Below are 19,915 nucleotides of genomic sequence, written 5' to 3' on the forward strand. Positions count from 1 at the left end.
GAAGAGTAATGGACGAGGACGGGCTCGGGTTCACACGAACCCGAGCCACGCGCCTCAGCCCTGAGCTTGGATTGCTGTCAGAGCAACGGTATTGACAATGTCTTCGACCAGGGCACCTCGCGACAGGTCGTTGACCGGCTTATTGAGCCCCTGCAAGACCGGACCAACGGCAACGGCGCCGGAGGAACGCTGGACAGCTTTGTAACCGATATTGCCCGCCTCAAGTGAGGGGAAGACAAACACATTGGCGTGTCCAGCAACGGCAGAATCGGGCAGCTTGGTGGCGGCCACCGCCGAATCTACAGCCGCATCGAACTGGATCGGACCTTCGACAGCCAACTCGGGGGCCTTCTCGCGCACAATCTTCGTGGCTTCAATGACGGCGTCAACGTCAGGACCAGAACCGGAAGAGCCGGTCGAGTAAGACAGCATGGCGACCTTCGGGTCGACGCCGAACTGGGCGGCAGTGTGCGCCGAAGAGATCGCGATGTCCGCCAACTGTTCGGGGGTCGGGTTCGGGTTGACCGCACAGTCGCCAAAGGCCCACACGCGATCCTTCATCAGCATGAGGAAGACAGACGACACAATGGACACTCCCGGCGCCGTCTTAATGATCTGGAAGGACGGGACAATCGTGTGGGCGGTGGTGTGAGCTGCGCCCGAGACCATGCCGTCGGCATCTCCCATGTGCACCATCATGGTGCCAAAGTACGAAACGTCGGCGACCTTCTCGCGGGCCTGCTCAACGGTGACGCCCTTCTTTTCGCGCAAACGCGCAAACTCGACGGCGTACTGTTCGCGCAACTCGGGGTCATTAACGGACACGACCTTCGCCTGGCTCAAGTCGATCCCCAGTTCAGCGGAACGCGAAGACACGTGGTCGGCGTCTCCGACCAAGATGATGTCGGCAATCCCGCCCTCGATAATCTGCGCTGCAGCTTGCAGGACACGATCATCCTCGGGTTCGGGCATCACGATGCGCTTGCGGTCTGCGCGCGCACGGTCAATAAGGTCAGCCTGGAAGGACAGGGGAGTGACCGTGTTAGGAGCTTCAGTTTCGAGCAGACGCGAGACGGCCTCGTCATTGAGCGGCAGCGACAAAATCGGCAGCTCAGTGTCAATGTTGGCGTTCGAGGACACAGCAACGGCCACGACCTTGGCCTCGTGTCCCTTGGCGCGAGCGACACCCACTTGCACTTCCTGGGCCAACAGCTCTGCGCCGACTCCCTCGCCATCGAGGGCGAGGACGACGCCTGCCTGAGCAGAGGCAGCCAGGTCCAGTGACCAGCCAACGGCATCAAAGGTGCGTGCGTCAGCCTGGTCCAAAGCGTCGACGAGGACGAAATCAGAGTCAGCTGCGCGCACGGCCTCGACTGCGGCGGGAAGAGCCTGGGTGGGGGAGGTAGCGGCTTCGCGAGCGTTGGTGCCTGCGAAGACGTCAAGACGGGTTAGGGTGCCGCGGGTCTGGAGGGCCTTGGCGAGTTCGTCGCCGACCTGGGTAGCGGTGTCAGCGGATCCGGGTCCTACGACGATGTAGCGGGAAGTCACGGAAGCTCCTTCAATCACGTGAAAATGTGCACGACGGTTTGCATCGCGTGAATATCGTAGCGCCGCGCATGTGACAAAGACGCCGCTGAATCTGGAATCGACGAAACACTTGCAGTCCGTGAACGTATGGGCACCGTCGGATTTCCAATTGGACACTCTGGGGTACCGATGCCAATGACAGTTGCTGTGTGGTGAAGACCTCGAAAGAAAAAGACACTATTCGATTCAGGAAAGGCATCAGTGTGAATCCACGGTGATGCCGTGGCCGACAAGAAGTACGTTGACAGCTTCGTCCCAAAGGTCGATAAGGGACAAGGAAGGGTCACGCAGCCACTGCTCCTCGAGGCCTCCCATGAGAGCAAGAAGCTCGCGACTCAGTGCTTGTGCATGATCGGTTTTTGTAAACATCCCTTCGAGCAGGCGCAGTGACCACGCATCTCTCGCGATGAAGTAGTCATGGCTGGGATGCTCGACTGCGAGGGACTCATTGCGCAAGATTGCGTACAGGCGCACGATCATCGGTTGGGTCTCATTATGTTTAACGAGGGCGTGCAACATTTTGACGGCGGTGTGAACAGATAAGTTAGCTTGCCCTGATTCGACAGTTTCCCAGTCGATGTCTCCGCCGACTTTAGCCATGACTGCAAGGTCGCGATCATCACGGTCGTCAAGGACCATCTGAAGTACTTGCTCCTTCGAGCCAATGTGGTGGAGGAGGCCAGCATTTGACAGACCACATTGTTGGGCGAGGGCGGCAATTGTGAAGCCGAAATAGCCCTTGAGGGAGATTAGCCGACTAGCTTCCTCGACGATGCTCGTGACGCGGTCTTCCGCCTTCAATCGGATTCGCTTAGTCATTTCCACCCTCCTTGTCTGTCCGAGTTGTCGTGGCGGGCAGAAATCAAGTATTGCCCACCACGACAACGTGGCTGCTTCGATCTTAGGAGTTTTGGACTCCCATCTCGCGCAGCTTCTTATTTGCTTCGAAGACTCGGAAGGGGAGGAACAGTGCGAGCCTCAGCAGTGCCAGTAGGATGGAAATGCCTAGGTAGGCAAGTATTGTCACTTGAAGCACTGTTTCTGACTGGTAAGACAGGGCAGCATCGAATCCGGCTGCTCCGAGAAGCCAACCGACTGCCGCTGCTCCGATTCCCTGACCAACTTTGATTCCAATCGACGAGGCTGAGAAAGTTAGACCTTGAAGCTCGTTGCCCTTGCGTAGCTGGATGTTGTCGCCAACGGCCGCTACGTATGCCATGAAGGTTCCTAAGAAAGATGCGTTGCCAATGGCTGCAATTACCAAGGCCCCGAGAAGACCCGGCAGGCTGTCTTGGAAGAACCACCCCAGTCCGTAGCCGATCGCTGAGATCGCTGATGAGATGACGTTAACGCGCCAGACTCCATACTTCTGAGTGATTGTTGGAAGGAATGCCAGGACAACCACCATGGGTGCAAAGGCTGCCGTGGTCAGTGGGCCGAGGTAGTTTCCGTTGCCAAGGATGTAGGTTGCAAAGTAAACGCCCGCTCCACCGGTGAGACCGTTGTTGATATAGAAAAGCGTAGTGATGCCTAGGATCATCAGGAAGTAGGGATTGCGCACGACAGTTGCGATGTCGGTTCCGATGCGGCGCGATGACAGGGGGTGGCGCGTGGTCTTCTCGAACTTGATCTTGTGTTTTTCTGCCGCCGCTTCTTCTTTGGTCCAGGTCTTGAGTTCTTTGAGAGAGAAGAAAGAAATCAGCAGAAGTACGACAATGACGAGTCCATAAAGGCCACCTACGGCTGCCCATCCCTTTGATCCTTTGCCGAAAATATCGACAAGCTTGAGGGTAACGCTGGAGATTGTCAGTACTGCCAGGATCGTGAAGATGAAGCGGATTGACCCCATAGATACACGGGTCGGCTCATGCGTGGTACTCAGAGCGACTAGCGCGTTGTAGGAGATATTCGCGGCGGTGTAGAAGAAGGTGCCGATGAGTAGGTACAGCACGAAAAAGTATCCTGCGCGGGCTGATTCGGATAGGCCCTGCGGCACGTTGAACAGCATGAAGGTCCCCACCGCTAAAGGAAAGGTTGACCAGAATAGCCACGGTCTAGCTTGCCCCCAGCGTGTGCGGGTGCGGTCGAGGAGAAGCCCGAAGACGAGGTCGGAGACGCCGTCGGTGAGACGTGCGACGAGCATGAGGGTCCCAAGGATTGTTGCACCTACTCCCACGTAGTTCGTCATATAGAACATGGCGAATGAGGAAATAAAAGTCCAAGAGAAATTCATTCCGGCATCGCCTAGGCCATAGCCGATCTGCTGGAGTAGGGAGAGTCGTGGGCCTCCTTGCTGGGGACGAGTCGAGTGTGCCTGTGAATCGAGTAAGGTTGACATGATTACACCTCACTTTGAAATGAGCAGGCGAATTGCTTGTTCGTCGTGAGCGTGGAAAGCGACTTCGAGCTCAATTTCTCCGTCTTCAAGGACGATTGCGCCGACATTCCGATCCCAAGAACCTAGCTGCGTGAGGCGTACGGGAATTGATGCGTTGGCGCTGGAAGCCGCCGGGACCTCGACGGTGGCGAAGCCGAGAAGCTGGCTCTCTTCGGCATGACGACCTCCGCGTCCGTATACCTGGACAACCTGGATGCCATCGCGTTCGCCGGTGTTGGACACCTTGACGTGCATGGTCAGGATACGGTCGGCTCCCTGTCCGACTGAGCCAATAATCTCGGCGGTGTCTAGGCGGTAACTCGTATATGACAGACCCCAACCGAGTGGATAGGCCGCTTTGACGCCGAGGCGGTCAAGGAGTCTTTGTCCGTGCCAGCGGTCGTAAGTGACAGTGGTGGCGTCGCGATCGAATGCAGGCAGGTGCTCCTCGCTTGTTGGAATGGAGAATGGCAGGCGGCCAGAAGGGTTGACAGAGCCTCGAAGAACGTCGGCGAAGGCGTGTCCGCCCTCCATTCCGGCGTACCAGAGCATGAGGATTGCTGGGACTTGCTTGCGCCAACGCTCCATCATGATGGTTCCTGCGCCTACGAGGGCGACGATGGTACGAGGATTGGCATCTGCGACTGCGAGGATAATCTCTTCGTCGATGTCTCGTAAAGCTAGGTGAGAGCGGTCGCCACCGTATCCAGCGGTCATGATGACGTTTGCCTCACCGGTCGGGATCTCGCTTCCTTCGGGGAGTTCAGGATATAGAGCAGTGAGGATGGGATCGTCCATTGTGTCTCCGCCGACCCATTCGCCTTCATCATGCTTTGTAAAGCCTGCGACAATAATGGCAATTTCGGCCTCGGCAGCAGCCTTGGCTGCCGCTTTCGGATCGTCTTCGCAGACATGGATGATCTTTGCTTTGGGGTACGCAGCGCGGATTCCTTCCAAGGGGGTCACGTGCGAGGGTGGACGTACCATCGAGGAGCCGGAATCGCCCATATTCTCTGCTGTGGCAAGGCGTCCGATGACCGCGATCGAGGCTGGACTGTGTGTCAGGGGAAGGATGGAGGTCCCGTCAATTTCCTCGTTTTTGAGCAGGGTGATGGCGCGGTTGGCGACTTCCCGTGCGAGAAGGCGGTGCTCATCAGAAGCTAGAAGTGAGAGGTCTTCGGGAACTTCGTCACGTTTGGCGTAGGAACGTATTTGTGCGGCGATGAGTCGGACGCCGGAGCGGCGTACGTTGTCCCACGAGGCTTCACCCGACTGGAGGGCGTTGGTGAGGTGCTCTGCGCGCTGTTGAGTGAAGGGTCCTCGAGGTCGAGGCCGGCCTCAAGCGACTTCGCTGCATTACGCAGGCCCCAAATGAAGTCTGAAACGGTAATGCCGTCCCAGCCCCACTGGTTGCGTAAGACCTCTGTGAGAAGGTGATGGTTTTGGCCAGCCCATTGCCCGTTGACAGAGTTGTAGGCACTCATAATCGCTGCGACGCCCTCATCGACGGTGCGCTTGAAGTGTGGTAAGTACTGCTCGTGGAGGTCTTCTTCACTGATTGTGACATCAACTTCGAAGCGTTTGTTTTCCATTGAATTGAGTGCGTAGTGCTTAGCGCAGGCCATGGCGTGACGCTGAATACCTCGGGTGAGCGCAGCTCCCATTTCGCCCAAGATGTAGGTGTCTTCACCGTAGGTTTCCTGGATACGTCCCCAGGCTGGATGGCGGGGCAAGTTGATGTATACGCCACCGAAGAAATTGCCACCGACAGCGCGGACCTCAGTGCCGATTGCGTCACCCACGCGTTCCTCTAGGTCTGTGTCCCATGTGGCTCCTCGGGCCATGGATACGGGGAAGGCTGTGCCGTTTGCGCTGACGCATCCACGGGGGCCGTCAACAAATCTGGTGCCCGGGATGCCTAAGCGGTCAATCTGGCCGTGGACATATGGAGCGGTGTTATAACCGATCTGCATCATTTCAGTCATCCCCTGCCAGAAGGGGGTGTCTCCGTCAAGTAGTGAGAGTTTTTCTTCGCTGGTCAGCTGGTTGTAGAGCTTTTCTGCTTCAGTGAAGGCGTCGTTTCCTTGTTTGACAGCTTGAACTGCAGTTTCGAACGGTGTTGCCACCATGAGGATCTCCTTTGATCTACAGCATTGCAACCTACCGACTAATCGGTAGGTAATAATTTTAATTCCTTCCCCGACGTGACTGTCAAGAGCTTTCGTGTCAGCAAGACCCGCTAAGGTGTGCAGCGTGATGGAACAGAGCACAGTTAAGCGACTGGTCGTTTGGGGTGAGAAAGCATCGATGCTTGTTGTGCTCGCGGGTGTTGCATCAGTGGTCCTCCTGCTACTTCTGGATCATCCTCACCGTGCTGTCCTGAGTGTTGTTGTCATGCTGATCGCAATGGCGATCTTGCGCCTGGTGATTCCGGGTAGACCCTGGTTTGCGTGCCGCAATCGGTGGATCGACAGTGCAGTGATGGCGGCAGTGGCTCTTGCCATGTGGTACTTATCGCCTTTTACTGCCACGATCGGACTGGGCTAAGTCCCTGGTTACAACCTGTTCCGAACCTGGGCGCAGCCAACGTCATTGGCTTCAATCCAGTAACCTCAGTGTTGAGATCAAAGGGTGTATGCACCCGTGGCTGAGCTGAGCGTTGGAGGAACGATGTCAACCATTAAGGTTGCTGGGCCCGTTGTTGAACTCGACGGTGACGAGATGACTCGTATCATATGGGCCTTTATTAAGGAACGTCTGATCCATCCTTACCTCGACGTCGATCTGCGCTACTACGACCTGTCGATTCAAAACCGCGACGCGACAGACGACCAGGTCACTATTGATGCTGCCAACGCGATTAAAGAACACGGCGTCGGCATCAAGTGCGCCACCATTACCCCCGATGAGGCCCGCGTCGAAGAATTCGGCCTCAAGAAAATGTGGAAGAGCCCTAACGGTACGATCCGCAATATCTTGGGCGGTGTCATTTTCCGTGAGCCCATCATCATGTCTAATGTGCCTCGCCTGGTTCCGGGCTGGACCAAGCCGATTGTTGTTGGTCGTCATGCGTTCGGTGACCAGTACAAGGCCACCGACCTCAAGCTGGCGGGCGCCGGTACCGTCACCTTGACCTTCACGCCCGAAGACGGGTCCGAACCCATCCAACACGAGGTTGTGCGCATTCCCGAGGGCGGCGGTGTGACCATGGGAATGTATAACTTCAACGAGTCCATAGTTGACTTTGCACGTGCGTCCTTCGCCTATGGTCTCAAGCGCGGATACCCGGTTTATCTGTCCACCAAAAACACCATTCTCAAGGCCTATGACGGCGCTTTCAAGGACATCTTCGCCGACGTCTATGAGCACGAATTCAAGGCAGATTTCGAAGCTGCGGGCCTGACCTATGAGCATCGCCTCATTGACGATATGGTCGCTTCTGCTCTCAAGTGGGAGGGCGGCTACGTGTGGGCCTGCAAGAACTATGACGGTGATGTGCAATCCGACGTTGTGGCTCAAGGATTCGGTTCGCTGGGTCTGATGACTTCGGTTCTGATGACTCCTGACGGTCGCACCATGGAGGCGGAGGCCGCTCACGGCACCGTCACTCGCCACTACCGTCAATACCAGGCCGGCAAGGAAACGTCGACCAACCCGATCGCGTCGATCTTCGCGTGGACACGGGGCTTGGCCCACCGCGGCGCCCTCGACTCCACACCCGAGGTCGTCGGATTTGCTAATACCTTGGAGAAGGTCGTGATCGACACGGTCGAGGGCGGCCAAATGACGAAGGATTTGGCCATGCTTATTGGCTCTGACCAGGAGTGGCTCAACACTCAGGCATTCTTGTCGGCGTTGGATGAGAACCTGCAAAAGGCTTTGGCCTGACACAGGTTTCTTACTGAACGGGCTCATCCCAGAGTCCGTTATGTGAGCAAAGAAAAGGCAAAGGGCATGGATGGCGCATGCTTGACCTGATCCCATCACTACAAGTGCTAGGTAGCAGTCAACATGCGCACTTTCTTCAAGAACTCCGGCATCCTTGTCTGGGTCATTACGGCGATCGTTCTCGCCCTGATCCTCGGCTCGATCAAGATCGGTGACAACCACCTGATTCCCGTTGGTATCGGGCGAATCTTCGCAACCTTCTCCGACCTATTCAGCCAATTTCTGAGCTTCTCCATTCCGCTCATCATCATCGGCCTGGTCACCCCCGCGATCGCGGACCTGGGTCGAGGAGCAGGCCGATGGCTCGGCATCACCGCAGCCATCGCTTACGGCTCGACGCTCTTCTCTGGTTTCTTGACCTACCTGGCCTGTGCTGCGGTTCTGCCGGGGCTGCTAGGAGCTGAGGGATTAGAGGACGTTAAGGAGCCAGGCAGCTCGCTGGCCACCTACTTCACCGTTGAAATGCCTGCGCCCGTTGGCGTCATGACGGCGCTTCTGCTGTCCTTCGTCATCGGTATTGGCCTGGCGATGGTCCCCCGTGGTGTGATGCGCAAGGGCTTCATTGAGTTCCGCGCCATCATCACCAAACTCATTGAGCGCATCATTATTCCGCTGCTGCCCCTGCATATCTTCGGCATTTTCTTGAACCTGACTTACACGGGCGAAGCCTGGGACATCATGCACACGCTGCTGCGCGTCGTCATCGTTGTTCTCCTGCTTGAAGTGGTCATTCTCGGTATTCAATACGGTGTTGCCGGTGCTATCGCCAAGAAGAACCCCTTCAAGGCCCTGGCTACCATGATGCCCGCCTACCTGACGGCACTGGGCACTTCATCCTCGGCGGCAACCATCCCTGTGACGCTACGCCAGACGAAGAAGAATGGTATTTCTGACGCAGTTGCTTCTTTCACTGTCCCGTTGTGTGCGACCATCCACCTGGCTGGTTCAACCTCGAAGATCTTTGCTTTCGCTTTCGCGATTGCTCTGACACAGAACATTGACGTATCGCTAATTCAGTGGGTTGGCTTCATCTTCATGCTCGGTATCACTATGATCGCTGCCCCCGGTGTTCCTGGTGGAGCGATTATGGCGGCCACAGGCCTGCTGGCCTCGATGCTTGGATTCAATGAGGCTCAGGTTGCTTTGATGATCGCCACGTACATCGCTCTCGACTCCTTCGGTACTGCCACCAATGTCACCGGTGACGGAGCGATTGCGCTAATCATTGACAAGATTTCGCAAGGCCGCATCGGTCGCGCTGCCGATCCGGAAAATACCAAGGATCTGGCGTTCGACGGCATGAAGTACCTGGATCGCGTATCGGTCGACGGTGTAGTGACCTCTGAAGAGCTTGCTGAATCCGCTGCCCGAAATGGAGCAGAAGCTCTCGGCTAACCTATCCCCAAGAAAATAATGCCCCGGGTAGATGAATTTGAGCATCGCCCGGGGCATTGCCCTATTAACTCAGCGTTCTAGCTGGAATCCGCAGATACGTCATCAGTGAAGGGATACATCAGGTTCGCCTACGCTGCACTCGTGGAAAGTGACTTTCAGTCCTGAACGGCTCGGCGCGCACAGGTATAGGCCTGCACGTACAGGGCAGGTTGGTGTCCAAGGTGCGAGCCGCAGAAGACTTAACGGCTGGCCATCAATTCCTGCGCGTAGGGTGATGGCATCCCCCGTCCAAGATGCGCGTACTCGAATACGTTGCCCAGCCATATCGGGACGCGGAGTAACCGACCAGTCGGACATAGTGCGGGTGACCACGGCACCGAGCTGGGGTGCGCCATCTGAGAATTCGACACCAGCCTTGATCCATTCTGACTCGGAGGCTTCGATGAACAACCCAGCTTGGTCGAATTTTCTGGTGTAGTCGGCAGTGAAAACGACATCGATGGCTTTGCCTTCTTCGAAGGGGGCGACGAGGGCGTGAGCGGTGTGCAGGGTGAACCCGTAGGAAGTGGTCCTCCATGCATCAGATTTTTCAATGGCTTCGACGACGAGGGAACCATTCTCGAGGGCTTGGACTGCGACGGGCGCGGTTGTCCATTCGCCCACCCAACTTGCTGCGTGTGTCATGAACGACATCATACCTGTAGCGTGGTTTCGACAACGAGCTTCGCAGTGTCAGCCCAGGTGCTGTTTAGTAGAAGGGACAATAGACTTGAATTGGTTCGACACGCAACGAGTGCGCGTCACAGGAAACGGAGAATCCAGGCATGGAATCCACTAGCCAGTCCACCACCGCTCAGACCAAGATTGGTGTCCTCACCTCCGGCGGCGATGCCCAAGGGATGAATGCAGCAGTGCGAGCCGTTGTCCGCACGGCCCTTGCCCGTGGCGCGCAGCCATACGCTGTACTTGAAGGCTGGTCTGGGGCAGTCAAAGGCGGCGACGCTATCAAAAAGATGGAATGGTCTGACGTCTCCAGCATCCTCCAAGAGGGCGGAACCGTTATCGGAACCGCACGCTGCCCTGAGTTCCGGGACTACGAAGGCCGCCACGCAGCCGCCAAGCATCTCATTGAACACGGCATTGACCGCCTCGTTGTCATTGGGGGTGACGGCTCCCTGTCAGGCACAGACGAGTTCCGCAGCGAATGGCCCCAACACATGAATGAACTGGTTGACGAGGGCATCATTAACCGCGAGGTGGCAGACGCACACCCCGCCCTTATTGTCGTTGGACTAGTTGGATCGATTGACAACGACATGGTTGGCACCGACATGACCATCGGAGCCGACACTGCCCTCCACCGTATCCTTGACGCCCTCGACCAACTGACCAGCACCGCGGCCTCACATCAACGTTGCTTCGTCGTCGAAGTTATGGGACGCCACTGCGGATACCTGCCGCTTATGGCTGCAGTCGCCGGTGGTGCCGACTACGTTTTCACTCCGGAAAATCCCGCAGCCCCCGGCTGGGAAGACGATTTGGCTGAACACCTGCGTTTGGGCCGAGAAGCTGGGCGACGTGAATCCCTCGTCCTTGTCGCTGAAGGAGCAACCGACCGCGACGACAACCTGCTCACCACCCAGCACATTGCTGACGTCATTAAAGAACGCAGCGGCGAGGACGCGCGCGTCACCATCCTTGGCCACGTGCAAAGGGGCGGCACGCCCTCGGCCTACGACCGATGGATGTCCACACTATTGGGTTACGGTGCTGTCCAAGAGATCCTCAGCCGCGGCCCCGATGACATCCCATGCATCCTGGGTTTACGGCACAATCGGATCACTCGCATTCCTTTGATGAAGGCTGTTAAAGACACGCGCGCCGTCAAAGACCTCATTGCCGCGGGCGACTACGAGGCCGCCCAGAATGCGCGCGGCCGTTCCTTCCGAACGATGGTCGACATTAACGCGATCCTTTCTACCCCGCCACAACTCACCCCGGCACCAACCGAATCACCCAGACGCGTAGGCATCCTGCACGCAGGCGGTCTTGCGCCCGGCATGAACACCGCGGCCCGCGCCGTAGTTCGCCTAGGTATTGCTCGAGGCTGGACCATGCTCGGCATTGAAGGATCCTGGAAAGGGCTGGCTGACAACAAGGTCAAGGAACTGACGTGGGCTGACGTCGAGGGCTGGGCTTTCAAGGGCGGTGCGGAGCTGGGAACCCGGCGCGAAGTACCCGAAATTGAGGAGTATTACGCGCTGGGCCGTGCCATTGAACGCAACGAGTTGGACGCCCTCATTGTCATCGGCGGGCTCAACGCTTATCTGGCTGTCAACGCCATGATAACTGAACGTGACCGCTATCCTGCATTCCGCATTCCGATCGTCCTCGTGCCCGCCTCGATTGACAACAATCTGCCCGGCTCGGAACTGTCGATTGGCGCTGACACCGCGCTGAACAATGCAACGTGGGCAATCGATCGAATTAAAGAATCAGCGTCGGCTGCGCGCCGCTGCTTCATAGCCGAAGTTATGGGACGGCGCTGCGGATACCTGACTCTCATGTCCGCGCTTGCAACGGGGGCGGAGTTCATGTACCTCAATGAGGACACTCCCACCCTGGACCAGATCGGCCAGGATGCAAAGAAAATGGCCGAGTCTTTCAAGTCTGGGCGCAAGCTTTTCGTCACCCTAGTCAATGAGAATGCTTCGGCTTTCTATGACCGCGAGTTCCTGGCATCAGTCTTCGAGTCCGCTTCCCAGGGGCTTTTCGACGTGCGTCACAGTGCACTTGGGCACCTCCAGCAGGGCGGGTCTCCCAGCCCCTTTGACCGTCTGCTTGCCACTCGCTTAGCCAACAGGGCGCTGGAACATATTCAGAACCAGTTCACCCGCGGCGAGTCTGAGGGCGTCTATATCGGCCAAGTCGGCAACCGGATCGAGGCGCGACTGGTGAAGAATATGTTTGACGATCTTGACATTTCTAATCGCCGCCCCTTCGATCAGTGGTGGAGGGAGTTCACCGCGGTCCAGCGCATCGTCTCGCTCAAAGATTCTGGAGCTGAGGCTGCGGCCATCAGCATCGGCGACGCACAGGATTGACCTGTACTCTTCTCACCGGAAGACTTTCGATTCTCAGGAGCACTTATGACAGACAACCAGGTGATCGACCCGACCAAGACTCCCGCGTGGGATGCCCTTGATGTTCGGGCTGACGCATTCGATCCGGACCTGCGCACCTGGTTCGCCCAGCAACCGGACCGCGCGGCTGCATGGACGAGGACGGCTGCAGACCTGCACGTCGACCTGTCGAAGAATCTCATTGATGAGGGCGTTCTAGCCGACCTGCTGGACCTCGCCGAACAGACCGGCGTCCTCGAATTACGGGACCGCATGTATTCGGGCGAGCACATTAACGTCACTGAGGATCGCGCGGTGTTGCACACGGCTTTGCGTCGCCCCGCCGACGATGAGCTGACGGTTGACGGCCAGGATGTGATTGCAGACGTCCACGATGAGCTGACCAAGATTTACGACTTTGCTGAGCGCGTACGCAGTGGCGAATGGACTGGTGTTACCGGCAAGCCGGTTGAAACAATCCTCAATATCGGTATCGGCGGCTCTGACCTGGGTCCGGTGATGGCGTATGAGGCTCTCAAGCCTTTCGTGTCCGAGGGGCTGACCTGCCGCTTCATTTCCAATATCGACCCCACGGATGCGGGGGAGACCACCAAGGACTTGGACCCGGAAACAACGCTGGTCATTGTCGCATCCAAGACTTTCACCACTTTGGAAACCATCACCAATGCGAAGGTGGTACGTCAGTGGTTCCTAGATGCTTTGCGTGAGCGCGGTCTGGCCCAAGGTGACGATGGCGCTGCACAAGCGATTGCCAAGCATTTTGTTGCTGTGTCTACTGCGCTGGATAAGGTCGCCGAGTTTGGCATTGATCCAGCTAACGCTTTTGGTTTTTGGAACTGGGTGGGCGGACGCTACTCGGTGGATTCAGCCGTGGGATTGTCACTGGTCTTGGCTATTGGTACTGATGGTTTTGCGGATTTCCTTGAGGGATTCCATGCGATGGACCGCCATTTTGCCGAGGCTGCGCCAGCAGACAATGTTCCCCTGCTCATGGGTCTGCTCAACGTCTGGTACTCGAACTTCCTGGGTGCGGACACTCACGCGGTGCTGCCGTATTCGCAGTACCTGCATCGTTTCCCCGCCTACCTGCAGCAGCTCACCATGGAATCAAATGGTAAGTCAGTGCGACGCGATGGGGCACCGGTGACTTATGAGACGGGTGAAGTGTTCTGGGGTGAGCCGGGCACGAATGGCCAGCATGCGTTCTATCAGCTGATCCACCAGGGCACCCGCATGATTCCCGCGGACTTTATTGCTTTTGCGAACCCGGCATGGCCGCTCAAGGATGAAGACGCGGATATGCACGAGTTGTTCTTGTCGAACTTCTTTGCGCAGACCAAGGCTTTGGCTTTCGGCAAGACCAGTGATGAAGTTCGGGCTGAGGGAACGCCGGAGCATATTGTTTCAGCCCGCGTGTTTACTGGAAACCGTCCGACCACGTCGATTATGGCTCCTTCCTTGACGCCGCGGGTTTTGGGCGAGCTTATTGCCTTGTACGAGCACATCACTTTCGTAGAGGGGGCTGTGTGGGGCTTGGATTCATTCGACCAGTGGGGTGTTGAACTGGGCAAGGTCTTGGCCAAGCAGATTCTTCCGGCGATCGAGGGCGATGAGGCTGCGCTGGAGGCGCAAGATTCGTCGACCCGGGCACTCATTGAGTATTACCGCGCGAATAGAGCCTGAATCCCTATCTGATCGACGAGGCCGATCCACCTGTGTGGGTCGGTCTCGTTGCTTGACTGGTAGAGCGATGTGCGTCCCTCGGGGGAGTTTTGGGCGTCCTTCGCGGGAGTTTTGGGCGTCCCTCGGGGCGGGTGGGGCTTGGTGACAGGTGCGTCAGCACCGACGACTTTGGCGTGTCACCGACACGCAGATCCGTAACCTAAGGCTCGGAACGCGCACACAACATGCGCGAACCAGTCCAACACAGGAAAGACCATCAAGGAATACGCATGTCGGAACCAAGTCAGACTCGAACAACGAACGCACTGTCCGTGAAATCTCTGGTCACCATCGGAGTCTTCGCAGCGATCTACTTCGTTGTCCTCGCGGCATGCACCATGATGTCGATGATCTCGCCGGCATTCCACCTCGTGGGAATCACCCTCTCGACCCTCGTCAACGCCTTCGTCGTCATGGCCCTGCTCGCCCGCTGCCCAGCAATGGGCACACTGACCATCCTCGGGGCCGTCGTTACCGGACTCATGACCCTCATGGGGCAATTCTGGGTCTCCCTGATCCTCGGAATTGGCGCAGGCTTACTCGCTGACATCACTCGCCGCCTCATCGGACCTGCCAGCAAAATAGGCTCAGCCATTTCATACGGCATCTTCCAGCTTTGGCTCATCGGCCCACTCCTTCCTGTGGTTCTTACCCCTGAAGCGTGGTTCGCGCGCATTACCGTGCGCAGGGGAGCCGACTATGTTGCCGCCATGGAAGCCCTCTTTACGCCCACAAACCTCATCATTTTCCACGTGGCCAACGCTCTCCTGGGAATCCTCTTTGCGTTGCTGGCGGCAAAGTCTCTCAAACGGCACTTCCAGAAGTCCTCTATCCTGTGACCGCTCCAGCCGCGTACGCTCCCGCACTCGCGACGACGGGGCGCAAAGCTGCGCGTCCAGACGCCAGGACACGCCTCGTGCTCCTTCTGACGATCAACGTCGTAGCGCTGGGCCGTAGTACCTACCTGTGTGCCCTCGTGTGCGCTCTTCTCGTCCTCGTCCTACTGATCCTGGTTCGACGAACGAGGGCGGCCACAACCGTCGCTTTGGCAGTCACCATTGGTTCGACAGCGTACTTCGCCCTCCCCATACTTTGGGATAGCCCGTGGGCTGCAATCGTTGGGGGACTCGGATTTTGGGCCACCCGATTCGGTATAGCTGCCGGCACAGGATTCTGGCTCCTGGCAACCACCACAGTCGGAGAACTCGCGGCCGCTCTTGAACGGCTCCGAGTCCCCAGGGCCATCGTCATTCCACTGACCGTCATGCTCAGATTCCTACCGCTCGTCGTCGAAGAACTGCGTGCCATTATCGACGCCATGCGTCTGCGCGGAGTCATCCCAGGGGTGGGCACCCTCATCACTCGGCCCATACGCGCGGTCGAATATGTCATGATGCCGCTTCTAGCAGCCATGATCCGCATGACTGATGACCTGTCAGCCTCAGCAATGCTTCGAGGGCTCGGATCCAAAACGCGACGAACCAGCATTATCCGCCTGGGTTTTGGCCCTATCGACGCCGTTTACCTGATCGTCATGATCGGTCTTGTTGCACTGCGAATGAGTGGATGGGACGTGCCATGGTGATACAGCCAAATGCCCTGGTGTGCGTCAAAGACGCATCTTTTACATACTCCTCGGCTCAAGCCGCAGCTTCCTGGATGGGACACCAAAAGGATCCAGTCCACTCGCCCGCACTCCTCGGACTCAACTTGACCGTCGAACCGGGGAAAGTCATTTTACTGTGCGGTCCATCGGGCTGCGGCAAGTCCACGGCCCTGCGGTTGATCAACGGCTTGGCGCCAGAGTTTCACTCGGGAACAGCCGAAGGAGACATTGTTGTAGCAGGGGTTGACGTGATCTCCCAAGGCATGGCGGCAGCCGGTGGAGTAACGACAACCGTGTTCCAGAACCCGCGCACCCAATTCTTTACCACCGACGTCATCTCCGAGCTTGCCTTTGCTAGAGAAAACAGGGGTGACGAAGCAGAAACAATTCTGGCTGACGTTCGTCAGGCCCTGGCCGAACTTGGTATCGCCCACCTGGAAAACCGGCCGCTGGTCGCGCTGTCAGGTGGCCAATTGCAACGCGTTGCCTGCGCTCAAGCCATTGCCAGTGCCACGCCAGTGGTTCTCATGGACGAACCCACCTCGAACCTGTCGCCGGCAGGGATTGGCAAACTTGCTGGCGTCATCAAGACACTTAAAGACCGAGGAGTCGCCCTCGTCATCGCTGAGCATCGACTCCACTTCCTCAACGGTATCGCTGATGAAGTTGTCCTGATCGAGCACGGACGCACGCGTAGGCGATGGAGCGGCGATGAATTCTTCGCACTGTCAGATGAAGAACGCAGGGCCTTAGGGCTTCGAACTCTACGCAGCGTCGACCTCCCTCAGCCACATCGCAGGCACGATGGTCAGAGGCCTAGCGTGGACGCAGCTCAGGCACGCGAAACAGGTGTGTGGGTTGAGCGGCTGCGATTTTCCTATGGGAAAAAACTCGTCCTCGACCTTGAAGATCTTGCCTTCCCAGCAGGCCAGGTCAGCGCCATTGTTGGACCCAATGGCGCCGGAAAAACGACGCTTGCCCGTGTGCTTTCAGGACTTGCTAAGCCGCATAAGGGCAGTCGCATCTTCATTGACTCCAAGGTGGCGAATCGTTTAGCGAGGACGGCTTCGACCTCGTTCGTCATGCAAGATGTCGGCCGCCAGCTCTTTGCAGAAACAGTTCGACAAGACATCACTTTGGGCTCCGACCCACAGCACCTGTCAAGCAAGGACGTCGACGACCTGCTTGAACGTTTTGACCTGGCAGATGTCCAAGATCGACACCCCCTCACTCTCTCGGGTGGACAGCGGCAACGCTGCGCGATTGCGGCGGCCATTGCCAAGGGCGCGCGTATTCATATCTTCGACGAACCCACCTCAGGCGTTGACTATCGTCACCTGCGTGCCATTGCCGCGCACCTGCGTGAACTGGCTCAAAGCGGTTGCGTGGTCATCGTTATTACCCATGACGCTGAACTCATTGACGAATGTGCCGACGAGGTTCTAGTTCTTCGTGCTGTGACTACGACGGGGGGTGTAGAGTCCCGTTGAACCGCGTATCAAAAGTTGGGAAGGGACCACTCTGCGTTGTATAGGAGCGGACGGATTCTCAATGCGTTCGAGGAGTAGATCAACTAGAGAACGGCCGACGGTTTGGAAATCTTGATGAACCGTTGTCAGAGGTGGGACAGCGTATTCTGCGAGAGAGATTCCATCAAAACCTGCGATTGATACCTCATCGGGAACGCGCCGTCCGGCCTCATTCAAGGCTCGGATTGCCCCAAATGCCATCTCGTCGTTGGCGCTGAAAATAGCAGTGATATCTGAGTGTCGTGAGAGCTGTTGCGCCGCGCAGTAGCCAGACTGTGCGCTCCAGTCGCCATAGATGATAGGCCCTGGTGTTATACCGGCTTCCTCAAGGGTCATTTTCCAGACATGCAGGCGTGTATCTGCCGATCTCGATTCTGATGGTCCTGCGATGTGAGCGATAGTGCGATGACCCTGCTCTAGAAGATGAGTGATCAGAAGTCGAGTCCCCTGGATTTGATCTGCTGTGACCGAGGGGAAGTCGTCGATGAGGCGGGAGTCGGATACGACTGTGGGGAGTGAGCGGGGGATGGACAACGAGCCGCTGGTGGCTGAACCAGCTTGAACGATGATGAGGCCGTCAATTGCCTGGTGGCTGAGGTGAGTGCTCGCTTCTTCAAGTGCAGATGTTTCTGGATGGGATACTTGGAGGAGATTGACGGAATAGTGGTGTTCTTCGGCTTGTGCTGCGATTCCTGCGGTGACGAGGTTTTCGCCTGTCCGTTCGAGATTTTGGGTAATGACGCCGATCGTGTGGAAGGTGCCAGAGCGCAGTGCGCGTGCGGCACGGTTTGGTGCGTAGCCGAGCTGATTCATGGCGATCAGCACTCGTGAACGGGTGGATTCCTTGACATTGGGAGCCTGGCGGGACACACGTGACACCGTTTGAGCGGAGACACCTGCTAATCGTGCGACATCTTCTATTGATGGAGCATGCCCTTGGGGCGGTGTGGGGGTCATGATCTGAGAGTAGCAGATCAAGAATCTCCTACAGTTGATAACGTTGCCATAATGCTTATGGTGATAGCCGATCAGCGAGTAGGTCTCCTATTTTTCTTGTAAAAAGAGCGATAAATCATTATTTACTGTTTATCAAAGTGTTATCTGAAAGCTTTAAATTAGGATTGATCATGATGTATTTTGGCAACGTAAACATTTTGGTGACGGTTGGCAGTTCCTCGGTGACAACGTGGTTGCCTGACTAGGACTAGCCGCCCGGCCAACAAACAGATCAAGGAGCTTGACGATGAGCATCTCGCGAAAAGCAATGTGTGCAATCAGTGCCGCTGCTTTATGTATGACGACCGCCGCATGTGGATCTAATGCGACCACCTCAGGGCAGAGCGCCACAGATGCGGGCGAAACCTTACGGTGTGGGCCTGGGATCCAGCTTTCAATATCTATGCCCTTGAAGAGGCAGAGAAGATCTACCAGAAAGAGCATCCTGATTTCTCACTCAATATCGTCGAAACCCCGTGGGATGATCTTCAGCCGAAACTCACAACGATCGCTCAGGCCTCACAGATCGATCAGTTGCCGGACATCTTCCTCATGCAGAACTACTCCTTCCAGAAAAATGTCACGAACTACCCGGATATTTTCTCGTCCTTCGAGGACGGCAAAGTTGACTTTTCACAGTTCCCCGAGTCTGTAGTCGCCTCTTCTGTCGTTGACGGAACCCACTACGGACTGCCTTTCGACTCCGGAACGGCAATTTCGGCTCTGCGTACCGATGTCCTCGAAGAAGCTGGGTACACGATTGCCGACTTCACCGACATCACGTGGGACGAGTACATCGCCAAAGGCAAGGACGTCCTGGCAAAAACGGGTAAGCCTCTGATGTCAACAATGGCGGGTAACTCCGACCTCGTCATGATGATGTTGCAGTCGGCTGGGCGAGGACTCTTTGACAAAGACGGAAATGCCACCATTGCCGACAACGATGCTCTTATCGAAGTCTCGCGAATCTACAAAGAACTCATTGATACTGGTGTGCTCCAGATAGTCAACTCCTGGGATGAATACATCGGCTCCTTCGTCAACGGCAATGTTGCTGGCACAATCAATGGAGTGTGGATCGCTGCTAGCATCCAAAAAGCTGAGGATCAATCCGGACACTGGGCCGTAACAAATCTCCCGTCACTATCCAAACTTGACGGAGCTACTAACTACAGTGCCAACGGTGGCTCATCGTGGGCTATAAGCTCCAATGCGAATGTAGCTTTGGCTCAGGACTTCCTCGCGTCGACATTCGGTGGATCAGTCGAACTCTACGACACGATTCTGCCCCAAGCTGGTGCCATCGCTAACTGGATTCCTGCAGGTGACTCTCAGGTCTACGCGGAGCCGCAAGAATTCTTCGCAGGACAAAAGGTCTATTCCGAAGTTGTCGCATACGGTGCTCAAGTCCCGTCAGTGATTACCGGCGTTTATCACACCGAAGCAAGGGACGCCGTGAATACAGCACTCACACAGATCGCCTCAGGCGAGGACCCGGTCAAAGCATTCCAAGAGGCCCAATCAACCGTTGAATTTGCAATGCAGTGATAGCTTCGCGGAGTCGGCGTATCCGATATAGACGCCGACTCCGCGTCGCTCCCCTTAATCGGAG

At 56.8% G+C, this 19,915-nt stretch carries 16 protein-coding genes; 9 read left to right on the top strand and 7 right to left on the bottom strand.

Features of this window, described 5'->3' with window-relative positions:
- Positions 1–54 precede the first annotated feature (54 nt).
- The 5 genes from pta to G439_RS12690 form a co-directional block, all read right to left on the bottom strand.
- Positions 55–1,548, bottom strand: coding sequence for a phosphate acetyltransferase (pta, locus tag G439_RS0102270; RefSeq protein ID WP_022867567.1), 1,494 nt, complete (start codon positions 1,546–1,548; stop codon positions 55–57).
- Positions 1,549–1,785: 237 nt separating this feature from the next.
- A complete protein-coding gene (locus tag G439_RS0102275) occupies positions 1,786–2,406 on the bottom strand; it encodes a TetR/AcrR family transcriptional regulator (protein ID WP_022867568.1) in 621 nt (206 codons plus the stop codon).
- 82 nt (positions 2,407–2,488) lie between these two features.
- The gene (locus G439_RS0102280; RefSeq protein ID WP_022867569.1) at positions 2,489–3,925 is read right to left on the bottom strand and encodes an MFS transporter; all 1,437 of its coding nucleotides are present in this window, start codon (positions 3,923–3,925) and stop codon (positions 2,489–2,491) included.
- A 9-nt stretch (positions 3,926–3,934) separates the two neighbouring features.
- Positions 3,935–5,188, bottom strand: coding sequence for a glycoside hydrolase family 3 C-terminal domain-containing protein (locus G439_RS12685; protein ID WP_341532743.1), 1,254 nt, complete (start codon positions 5,186–5,188; stop codon positions 3,935–3,937).
- Positions 5,125–6,093, bottom strand: a complete 969-nt coding sequence (locus tag G439_RS12690) for a glycoside hydrolase family 3 protein (RefSeq protein ID WP_207382251.1) — start codon at positions 6,091–6,093, stop codon at positions 5,125–5,127. The genes G439_RS12685 and G439_RS12690 overlap by 64 nt, the downstream gene beginning before the upstream one ends.
- Before the next feature lie 127 nt (positions 6,094–6,220).
- On the opposite strand from G439_RS12690, the gene G439_RS0102290 reads away from it, so the two are divergent.
- The 3 genes from G439_RS0102290 to G439_RS0102300 all read left to right on the top strand — a co-directional run bounded on the left by G439_RS0102290 (position 6,221) and on the right by G439_RS0102300 (position 9,307).
- A complete protein-coding gene (locus tag G439_RS0102290; RefSeq protein WP_022867570.1) occupies positions 6,221–6,511 on the top strand; it encodes a DUF3017 domain-containing protein in 291 nt (96 codons plus the stop codon).
- A 123-nt stretch (positions 6,512–6,634) separates the two neighbouring features.
- Positions 6,635–7,852, top strand: a complete 1,218-nt coding sequence (locus G439_RS0102295) for an NADP-dependent isocitrate dehydrogenase (RefSeq protein WP_022867571.1) — start codon at positions 6,635–6,637, stop codon at positions 7,850–7,852.
- A gap of 123 nt (positions 7,853–7,975) precedes the next feature.
- Positions 7,976–9,307: a dicarboxylate/amino acid:cation symporter gene (locus tag G439_RS0102300; RefSeq protein WP_022867572.1), complete on the top strand. Its 1,332-nt coding sequence runs from the start codon at positions 7,976–7,978 to the stop codon at positions 9,305–9,307.
- A gap of 102 nt (positions 9,308–9,409) precedes the next feature.
- Here the strand turns inward: G439_RS0102300 and G439_RS0102305 are convergent, their stop codons facing one another.
- A complete protein-coding gene (locus tag G439_RS0102305; protein ID WP_026459297.1) occupies positions 9,410–9,991 on the bottom strand; it encodes a DUF1349 domain-containing protein in 582 nt (193 codons plus the stop codon).
- Positions 9,992–10,131: 140 nt separating this feature from the next.
- On the opposite strand from G439_RS0102305, the gene G439_RS0102310 reads away from it, so the two are divergent.
- The 5 genes from G439_RS0102310 (at position 10,132) to G439_RS0102330 (ending at position 17,268) form a co-directional block, all read left to right on the top strand.
- Positions 10,132–12,411 carry a 6-phosphofructokinase gene (locus G439_RS0102310; RefSeq protein ID WP_022867574.1) on the top strand — a complete coding sequence of 760 codons (2,280 nt, stop codon included), beginning with the start codon at positions 10,132–10,134 and terminating at the stop codon, positions 12,409–12,411.
- Between the two features lie 45 nt (positions 12,412–12,456).
- Positions 12,457–14,133 carry a glucose-6-phosphate isomerase gene (gene pgi / locus G439_RS0102315; protein WP_022867575.1) on the top strand — a complete coding sequence of 559 codons (1,677 nt, stop codon included), beginning with the start codon at positions 12,457–12,459 and terminating at the stop codon, positions 14,131–14,133.
- Between the two features lie 269 nt (positions 14,134–14,402).
- Positions 14,403–15,011, top strand: coding sequence for an MptD family putative ECF transporter S component (locus tag G439_RS0102320; protein ID WP_022867576.1), 609 nt, complete (start codon positions 14,403–14,405; stop codon positions 15,009–15,011).
- Positions 15,008–15,757: an energy-coupling factor transporter transmembrane component T gene (locus G439_RS10820; RefSeq protein WP_022867577.1), complete on the top strand. Its 750-nt coding sequence runs from the start codon at positions 15,008–15,010 to the stop codon at positions 15,755–15,757. Before G439_RS0102320 ends, G439_RS10820 begins: the two co-directional genes overlap by 4 nt.
- On the top strand, positions 15,751–17,268 hold the full coding sequence (locus tag G439_RS0102330; RefSeq protein ID WP_083940757.1) for an ABC transporter ATP-binding protein: 1,518 nt from the start codon (positions 15,751–15,753) through the stop codon (positions 17,266–17,268). The genes G439_RS10820 and G439_RS0102330 overlap by 7 nt, the downstream gene beginning before the upstream one ends.
- On the opposite strand, the gene G439_RS0102335 is transcribed toward G439_RS0102330, so the two are convergent.
- The gene (locus G439_RS0102335) at positions 17,221–18,264 is read right to left on the bottom strand and encodes a LacI family DNA-binding transcriptional regulator (protein ID WP_022867579.1); all 1,044 of its coding nucleotides are present in this window, start codon (positions 18,262–18,264) and stop codon (positions 17,221–17,223) included. The two genes, G439_RS0102330 and G439_RS0102335, sit on opposite strands and share 48 nt — an antisense overlap.
- A gap of 411 nt (positions 18,265–18,675) precedes the next feature.
- Here G439_RS0102335 and G439_RS10825 point away from each other — a divergent pair, with 411 nt between their 5' ends.
- The gene (locus G439_RS10825; protein ID WP_022867580.1) at positions 18,676–19,851 is read left to right on the top strand and encodes an ABC transporter substrate-binding protein; all 1,176 of its coding nucleotides are present in this window, start codon (positions 18,676–18,678) and stop codon (positions 19,849–19,851) included.
- The last annotated feature ends 64 nt before the right edge of the window (positions 19,852–19,915 follow it).

Origin of the sequence: Schaalia vaccimaxillae DSM 15804 (assembly GCF_000420425.1) — a bacterium.
Taxonomy (GTDB): domain Bacteria; phylum Actinomycetota; class Actinomycetes; order Actinomycetales; family Actinomycetaceae; genus Pauljensenia; species Pauljensenia vaccimaxillae.